This is a genomic window from Actinomadura sp. NBRC 104412, assembly GCF_030269515.1.
Classification (GTDB): Bacteria; Actinomycetota; Actinomycetes; order Streptosporangiales; family Streptosporangiaceae; genus Spirillospora.
In genome coordinates this window covers 1-1,482 of sequence record NZ_BSTM01000081.1, presented here as the reverse complement: position 1 = coordinate 1,482, position 1,482 = coordinate 1, and the positions used below count along the sequence as shown (strand labels likewise).

At 65.3% G+C, this 1,482-nt stretch carries 1 pseudogene; it reads left to right on the top strand.

What is annotated here, in order from left to right:
* Positions 1 to 274 precede the first annotated feature (274 nt).
* A pseudogene (locus QSK21_RS35780) lies at positions 275 to 1,362 on the top strand (IS630 family transposase).
* The last annotated feature ends 120 nt before the right edge of the window (positions 1,363 to 1,482 follow it).

Genomic DNA, 1,482 nt, shown 5'->3' with positions numbered 1-1,482 from the left:
TCTCTTCCCGGTCGGCCAATGTCAGCATGTGTCGCACCGCCCCCACAGCAGCTCCCCCCGACGATCAACTCGCCGAGCAGGACTACACCACCACAAGATCAATTGCTACGACCGATTGAGGGCAGGGCGGTCACGCAGCAGATTGGCGAGTTGGGAATCGGAGATGGCTTTGGCGGGGGTTTTGGCGGTGGGTCGGGTCAGCAGGCCCCGGTCGTACAGCTCCTCGGCTAGTGTCCTGAGTCAATAATTCTTTGTTGGTTGTTAGGCTGTCGGGATGCCGAGCCCGAAGCTTGAGCCCGTGGTGTTGTCCGATGAGGAACGGTCGGTGCTGACCGGATGGGCGCGCCGTGGTAAGACCGCGCAGGCGCTGGCGTTGCGGGCGCGGATTGTGCTGGCCTGTGCGGAGGGCGGCACGATCGGGCAAGTCGCCGAGCAGGTGGGGACCTCGCGCAACACCGTGAGCAAGTGGCGGTCGCGGTTCCAGGCCGATCGGCTGCAGGGCCTGGGGGATGAGAAGCGTCCGGGCCGGCCGCGGCAGATCACCGATGAGCGGGTCGAGCAGGTGGTCACCAAGACCCTTCAGGAGACGCCGGGCGCCGATACGCACTGGTCGACGCGGTCGATGGCGGCGGCGACCGGGATGTCGCAGTCGGCGATCTCGCGGATCTGGCGGGCGTTCGGCCTCAACCGCAGGCGGTCGAGACCTGGAGGCTGTCGACCGATCCGCAGTTTGTGGACAAGGTCCGCGACGTGGTCGGGCCGTATCTGAACCCGCCGGAGAACGCGCTGGTTTTGGCGGTCGATGAGAAGAGCCAGATGCAGGCGATCGATCGGACCGCGCCGATCCTGCCGGTGCTGCCGGGCACTCCGGCGCGGATGACGCATGACTATGTGCGGCACGGCACCACCAGCCTGTTCGCCGCGATGGACGTGGGCAGCGGCTCGGTGATCGCCCAGCACCACCGTCGTCACCGCCATCAGGAGTTCCTGCGGTTCCTGAAGGTGATCGACGCCGCGGTGCCCAAGGATCTGGATCTGCACCTGGTGCTGGACAACCACGCCACCCACAAGACCGAGAAGGTCAAGCGGTGGCTGATCCGCCACCCCCGCTTCCACCTGCACTTCACCCCCACCAGCAGCTCGTGGATGAACCTGGTGGAGCGCTGGTTCGCCGAACTGACCCGGCGCAAACTGCGTCGCTCGGCGCACCGCAGCGTCACCGAGCTCGAACGCGACGTCCGCCGCTGGGTCAACGAGTGGAACGCCGACCCCAAGCCGTTCGTGTGGACCAAACCCGCCGACGACATCCTCGAAACCATCGCCACATACTGCCAACTAATTAACGACTCAGGACACTACTGAGCTTTTCGTTAGTTCTGTGGGTGTGGAGACGTCGGGTTTGTAAGTATCGCGGCATGCCCCCCAACGCCGAGTCTGACAACCACGAAGAGGTCGTCCCGCCGTTGACCCGGCCGCAGCTGG